The organism is Kosmotoga sp. (assembly GCF_982836095.1).
Genome location: NZ_CEYIHJ010000109.1, coordinates 1 through 6,533 on the forward strand (window position 1 = coordinate 1; position 6,533 = coordinate 6,533).

The 6,533-nt window shown below is 39.6% G+C and carries 7 protein-coding genes; 5 read left to right on the forward strand and 2 right to left on the reverse strand.

Annotation, left to right across the window (positions count from 1 at the left end):
* The 3 genes from AC3LHT_RS07600 to AC3LHT_RS07610 all read left to right on the forward strand — a co-directional run.
* Window positions 1–678 (forward strand): HD-GYP domain-containing protein (locus AC3LHT_RS07600; protein ID WP_488662464.1); only part of this gene is annotated, 678 nt, incomplete at its 5' end.
* A gap of 96 nt (window positions 679–774) precedes the next feature.
* Complete coding sequence (locus AC3LHT_RS07605) at window positions 775–1,602, forward strand: DegV family protein (RefSeq protein WP_488662465.1); 828 nt, start codon at window positions 775–777, stop codon at window positions 1,600–1,602.
* 213 nt (window positions 1,603–1,815) lie between these two features.
* Complete coding sequence (locus tag AC3LHT_RS07610; RefSeq protein WP_488662466.1) at window positions 1,816–2,919, forward strand: aldo/keto reductase; 1,104 nt, start codon at window positions 1,816–1,818, stop codon at window positions 2,917–2,919.
* Window positions 2,920–3,009: 90 nt separating this feature from the next.
* Here the strand turns inward: AC3LHT_RS07610 and AC3LHT_RS07615 are convergent, their stop codons facing one another.
* Window positions 3,010–3,873: a DegV family protein gene (locus AC3LHT_RS07615; RefSeq protein WP_488662467.1), complete on the reverse strand. Its 864-nt coding sequence runs from the start codon at window positions 3,871–3,873 to the stop codon at window positions 3,010–3,012.
* A gap of 460 nt (window positions 3,874–4,333) precedes the next feature.
* On the opposite strand from AC3LHT_RS07615, the gene AC3LHT_RS07620 reads away from it, so the two are divergent.
* The gene (locus tag AC3LHT_RS07620) at window positions 4,334–4,777 is read left to right on the forward strand and encodes a CGGC domain-containing protein (RefSeq protein WP_290647093.1); all 444 of its coding nucleotides are present in this window, start codon (window positions 4,334–4,336) and stop codon (window positions 4,775–4,777) included.
* A 73-nt stretch (window positions 4,778–4,850) separates the two neighbouring features.
* On the forward strand, window positions 4,851–5,687 hold the full coding sequence (locus AC3LHT_RS07625; RefSeq protein ID WP_488662468.1) for a M55 family metallopeptidase: 837 nt from the start codon (window positions 4,851–4,853) through the stop codon (window positions 5,685–5,687).
* A 239-nt stretch (window positions 5,688–5,926) separates the two neighbouring features.
* Here AC3LHT_RS07625 and AC3LHT_RS07630 read toward each other — a convergent pair.
* Window positions 5,927–6,533: carbohydrate ABC transporter permease (locus tag AC3LHT_RS07630; RefSeq protein ID WP_488662469.1), on the reverse strand; the 607-nt coding region annotated here is incomplete at its 5' end.

The following is a 6,533-nucleotide window of genomic DNA, read 5'->3' on the forward strand; positions in this document are numbered from 1 at the left end:
TACAACCTAAAGGAAAACGTTGAGCTAAGGACATTTGAAGATACCGTACTTCTTTATGTTACTTCAAAACCTATATTTTCCTCCTTGAGCAAGGAAATAAAAGAATTGAAGGAAATAGTTGTGCATGTTGAAGAGAAAGATAACTATACACATGGACATGGCAAAAGGGTAAGAGATTTTGCTTATGCTGTTGGGAAAATGCTGAAGCTCTCCGAAGAGCAGATGGAAAAACTGCTCATGGGGGCTTTCTTTCATGATATTGGAAAAGTCCATGTGCCTGAGGAGATCTTAAAAAAACCTGGAAAACTGACTTCTGAAGAATTTGAATATATAAAGCAGCATCCGGAAAAAGGTGCACAAATGGTAAAGGGGACTTCGCTTGAATATATTTTGGATATCATACTTCAACATCATGAGCGTATAGACGGCTCTGGATATCCACAGGGTTTAAAGGGAAATGAGATACTCCTGGAAGCACAGATTATTGGGATTGTAGATAGTTTCGATGCTATGACCTCAAAGCGCCCATACAGAGATGCTATGAGCTGGGAAGATGCTCTCAGGGAGTTAAAATCACTATCCGGCATAAAATATGATTCCCACCTGATAAGCATTTTTGAAAAGTGCATTCAGATTGGCCTTATTTCAAAGAAGAAATTCAATCATAAAAAGCAATAACTTTCATTGGCTTCCTTTTTCGCAATACCACTGCAAAACTTTGTTATCATTCTTCGATGCGATATAATTAAATTGAAATTCATTCTATATTGGAGGATGATCAGTTTGATAAAGATAATCACGGATAGTTCTTGTGACCTTCCCAAGGAGATAGTGAGAGAATATGGTATTGAAGTTGTTCCTCTCAGCGTTGAGATTGATGGCAAACGATATATTGAGGGTAAGGATATAACGCCCGAAGAGTACTGGCAAAAGATGCAAAAGGCCAAAACGCTTCCCAAGACTTCGCAACCACCTCCTGCTATGTTTGCTGATGTCTTCAAAAAAATCATAGACGAAGGCAATGAACCTTTGTGTATTACCATATCCTCGAAACTGAGTGGAACATATCAGTCAGCATTGGTTGGAAATGACATAAGTGGCAACAAAGCTGTTGTGTTTGATTCTCTCGCCGGTTCTCTGTCTCACGGGATTCAGGTGCTCATGGCTGCGAGACTATCACAAGCTGGAAAAAAAATGAATGAAATTCTCAAAGAGCTTGAAAGATACAGAAAATCAGTGAAGATAATAATACCCCTCAATACACTGGAGAACATTGTAAAAGGCGGTAGATTGAGCAGGGTTCAAGGAACAGTTGCAAAGCTATTGAATATAAAAGTCATTCTCCACGGTGTTGAGGGTGAAGTTAAAATGTTGAAAAAAGTCCGTGGAACGAAGAGGTTCAGAGAAGCGATACTCGAAATAATAAACAATCTAAATCCTGAACCGGGGAGAATATTTGGGATTACGCATGTGGACAATTTAGAAGACGCGCTTTTCATTAGTGAAGCCTTAAAACGTTTTGGATCAGAAGTTATTGTAAATTCTATGGGGCCTGTTATGGCGACTTATGCGGGAATGAAAGGAATGATACTTGCGCTTTAGGGTGGTGACGTGAAAAGCGCTTTCATTTTTGTGATGCGCATTGTTATAACACAACCCTGAAAATGAACCCCACTAAAGGGATTTACCTTTTCCAAAAATCGCGGTAATCGTATTAGGAGCTTTCTTTATCTATGCTACATACTTTCTTCCCCATATAAAACATTCAGAGATTTTCAAATGGGAATTATGGAACATAATAAGAGGGGATAGATAATGGAGTACAGAAAATTAGGTAAAACCGGTCTTGAAATATCGCTCCTGGGGCTTGGAGGATTTCATCTTCTGGAAATATCCCTTGAGAAAATAAGAGGATTGGTGAAAATTTACCTTGATGCCGGCGGAAACTACTTTGAAACTGCCCATGCTTATGGGAATGGCGAATCCGAAAGGAAGCTGTCAAAGGTCCTTCCTTCTTCAGGGGTGGTTATTGCTACCAAAACGGGAAAACGAACAGCTGAAGAAGCCAAACGAGAGCTTCTTAAAAGTCTGAAGAACCTCAACAGAAAGCATGTGGACATTCTCTTCTTACATGCGGTTACAGACGATAAAGATTGGGATAGAATAATATCCTCAGGTGGTGCGATTGAAGCTCTTGAGTGGGCAAAAGTTGAAGGCCTGGTTAGGTTTGTTGGCATAACAAGCCACGGTTATGGTGGTACATTATTGCGTGCCTTAAAGGAATATCCCTTTGACCTTTTCATGACCCAATTCAACTATTATGACCGCTTTAACTTTCCCGAAATTGAGACAAAAGTGCTTCCTTTTGCCCTTTCAAACAACATTGGAATCATTGCCATGAAACCCCTTGCTGATGGCTTCCTTTTCAGAAGTGTTGAAAGAGCCTTCAGATATGTAAAGACCTTGCCGGTTTCCTGTATCGTAAGCGGCATCAACTCTTTGGATCAGTTGAAAAGGGATATCGAGGTTCTTGACTTACCCGTGTATGATGAGCTCGAACTTGCAGAGCTTCAAAGGCTTGCCCCGGAACTCGGCAATTACGTGTGCAGACTCTGCCTTGAATGCCTTCCCTGCCCTGAAGGAATAAACATACCTGCGTTTTTTCTTGCAGAAGGGCGTTTTGACCGCCAGATGCTCAATGGTGAATATGAAGATGTCCAAGATTATGCATTAAGGGATAGGCTTGCCCATTGGTTTCAAAGTGAAAAACAGGCGAGGTTAGAATATCAGACCCTTTCACCAGGCGTTAGCGAATGTACAGAATGCGGAGTGTGTTCTCAGCGCTGCCCGTATAACATCGATATCCCCAGAAAGCTGAAGATAGTAAAATCGAAGTTTGAAAAGGGGTACATCTGGTAATCTCAAAGTAATTTCGCTTTTCTTCAAAAGCTGCTGCTTTCTTAAATACTCTCCATTCCAGGTGCTGTTATGGCTTTCGTGATAAGAATTTTAACCTTTCAACAAAGCCCCAATACCCACAAGCCCCACACCAGTATGACAAACCAGTGATTGGGTAACACTCCCATAAATAATATCCTTGATACCATCGGCAGAAAAGCTTTTGTTCAAGAATGCCACATGCTTTTTGGTTTCTTCGCTACTGTCTGAGGTATAAATAGCCGCGAGCTCTACCTCTGAAGCATCAACAAATTCTTTCAGTTTTTTATAAAGCTCTTTGATAGCCCGTTGCATGCCTCGAGCCTTTGCAATGCTATGGTATATACCGTCTTCATTTACCGTTATAACTGGCTTCAGGTTTAAGATATCGCCAATTGTGGCGCTGACTTTGCCTATTCTTCCGCCAGCTTTCAAATATTTCAACGTGGGTACACAGAAAAAGACCTTTGACTTCTTTACAGAAGCTTTTAATGCTTTAACAATATCATCGAATTTAGCACCCTTTTCTATCATGTTTATACTCTTTATGGCAATAAACCCTGCTCCAATAGAAATGTTCTTTGTATCTATGAGTTCGACTTTAGCATCATCGTGTTTTTTCATAAACTCATCGGCAACAACCCTGAAGAAATTATGAGTGCCGCTTAGGCCGCTGGAGATATTCACTACAATTATCTCTTTGTATCCCCTTTCATACAAGCTTTCAAAACAAGAATTCACATCATCAAAAGAGGGTAAAGAAGTTTTTGGTAGTGCGTTTTCCATGTAAGAAAGCAGAGCTTCTGTTGATAAATCTTCATTGTCTTTGTACTCTTTTCCATCTAGTATTATTTTCAAGGGTACAACTTCAACAAACTCCTTTTCGGCATATTCACCTGGTAAATCGCATCCGGAGTCAACCACCAGTCCGATCATAATATCCCCCACCTTCCTTTTCATTATTGCGTATTCAAAAAGTCTGTGATGTCTGAGTAAAGCTGCAGAGAAAAATCCATTTGTTACGCTTTTTGACCTTTAATCATCTAAAAATAATTATACCAATTCAAGACGGCGATTAGTCTAATTAGCTAAACTATTTCAATACTTGTCGGTTTAAGTGCAAACTTGTCTACGAATACCATGCGATAATTCGTACAAAAGCTTTTCGTATTCACTGATCGTTGGTTATGGTGGATGATATACGATTTGATGAAGGCAATAATCGAAGCGAAGTCTCGAAAATCGCCGTTAAAAGGTGTAACAGAAGAATTAGAAGACTTAATAACCTTAGTTTGAAATAATCAAAAAACAGGCGGAAAAATCCGCCTGCTTTTTGTTATATAGAGGGTGCTATGATTATAGTGGTGTTTAAAAGCTTGAAAAGGGAGGAAGCAAAATGAAGAAAATCGGTATCATCATTTGCGCACGCTATCAGAATTGTGGTGGTGGAAAATGCTTTAAGGCAATGAGAGAACATGTAGGCGGTTTTACAATATATCCAAAAGATGAGGAACTCCAAATTGTGGGATATTCGACTTGTGGAGGTTGCCCTGGAGGAAATGTCGAGTACGTGCCTCAGGAGATGATAAACAACGGTGCTGAAGTGATTCATCTGGCAACAGGGCTTGTTGTAGGATATCCACCTTGTCCATGGATTACCCATTTCAAAGAATTCATAGAAAGCCATTACGAAATCCCGGTAGTAATCGGAACGCATCCCATACCTTTGAAATACTACACCGCGCACAAAAAACTGTCTTTCTGGGATGAAGCTAAGATGTATTCAATTGCAAAACATCTTATGGATGAAGACAAAGCAATTATGAAAGCATATGACTGATAAAAATATTTCTTGATCCACTAAATTAATTTCAGTAGCTTATTTAGTCCTTTTAATGAGAGGGGGAAGAGCAATGAAAATATACATATCGACTGATATGGAAGGCGTCGCCGGAGTTGTTTCCTGGAACGAGATGGAACCGCCCACAGGAAGAGAATGGACTGCGATGCAAGATACGGAGCTCAACTGGTTGATACAAGAAATTCAAAACTCTCCATTAAACAACCAGATAGAAGAAATAGTCATTTGCGATTCTCACGCAAGGGGCGAAAACCTGCGTTATGGAGCGATTAATGACAAAAGAATCAGCTGGATAAGGGGCTATCCCCGGCCCTTTTACATGATGGAAGGGCTTGATAGCTCCTTTAATCTTGTGATGTTTATTGGATATCATGCCAGAATAGGTTCCTGGCACGGAGTTATGGACCATTCCTATTCATCATCTGCAATTTACAACATAAGACTAAATGGAACTGAAGTGGGTGAAGTTGAAATAAACACTTATTTCGCGGGATGGCATGGTGTTCCTGTTGGGCTTGTCTCAGGAGATGATATCCTGCGCCATCAGCTAAAAGGCTTCTTGGATGTACCTTATGTACAGACCAAAGAAGGAATAGGCAGGTTTTCAGCAAAAGTTTATCACCCGGATATAGTAAAAGAGAACTACTCAAAAGCATTTAAAGAGTTGCTTGATAAACTGCCAGACCTAAAAGCTTTAAAACCAGCTCCTGAAACCGTGCTTGAAATAGATCTCTGCACCACGGTAATTGCCGATGCAGTTTCAGTGATCCCGGGACTTAAAAGAATTGCTGGAAGAACTGTTAAATACGTTTCTTCAAATTATCCTGATGTTCTTAAAATGATTCTTACAGTAGCTATGCTTGGCGGAAGGTTTGCTAATTATAAGTAACAACTAACGTAGCTACATTTTATACACGGGTAAAAATATTGATATTTAAAACTTTTTGGGCGTTATTACCATAATTCTTGTGTTATCTATTTATAATAGGGTGTCCCAAAAATCAGTAACAGCTAACAATAACAGCCAACTTTCTTGGTTTAGGTTATCTCAATGTTACCACCGTTGAAATTTTGGAGGCTCACCTTTTTTGTGACACTTCTATATATAAATAGCATTTCCAATTGTATTTACTCTTTTACGCCACCAGCGGTTAATCCACCGATAATATATTTCTGAAGGGTGAGTGTAAATATAATCACCGGGATGAGTATTATGGTTCCAGCAGCAGCAAGTTGCCCCCATTTTGGAGCATATTGTCCCATGAAACCATTCACGGAAATTGGAGCAGTTTTTGTCGTATTGCCTGTTAGCACAAGGGCATATATATATTCATTCCAGGACATGATAAATGCAAATACGGCTGCAACTACCAAACCAGGTGCTGTGAGCGGCAAAAAGATCTTCCAGAAAATCTGCTTTCTATTACACCCATCAACACGTGCTGCCTCTTCGAAAGAAATCGAAATTGAACTGAAGAATGGCAATAATAACCAAATCACATAAGGTATATTGAAACTCGTATGCGCTAATATGAGAGAAATATAAGAATCAGTCATAGAAAGTGAGTCAAAAACCATGAATAATGGAACCGCTAATGCTATTTGCGGTATCATTCGAGACACAAGAAAAGAATATGAAAGAACCTTCCGACCTTTAAATCTGAATCTCGATATTCCATAAGAAGCCATAGAACCAACCAAAAGAGAAATTGCAGTGGAAGATATACCCACTATA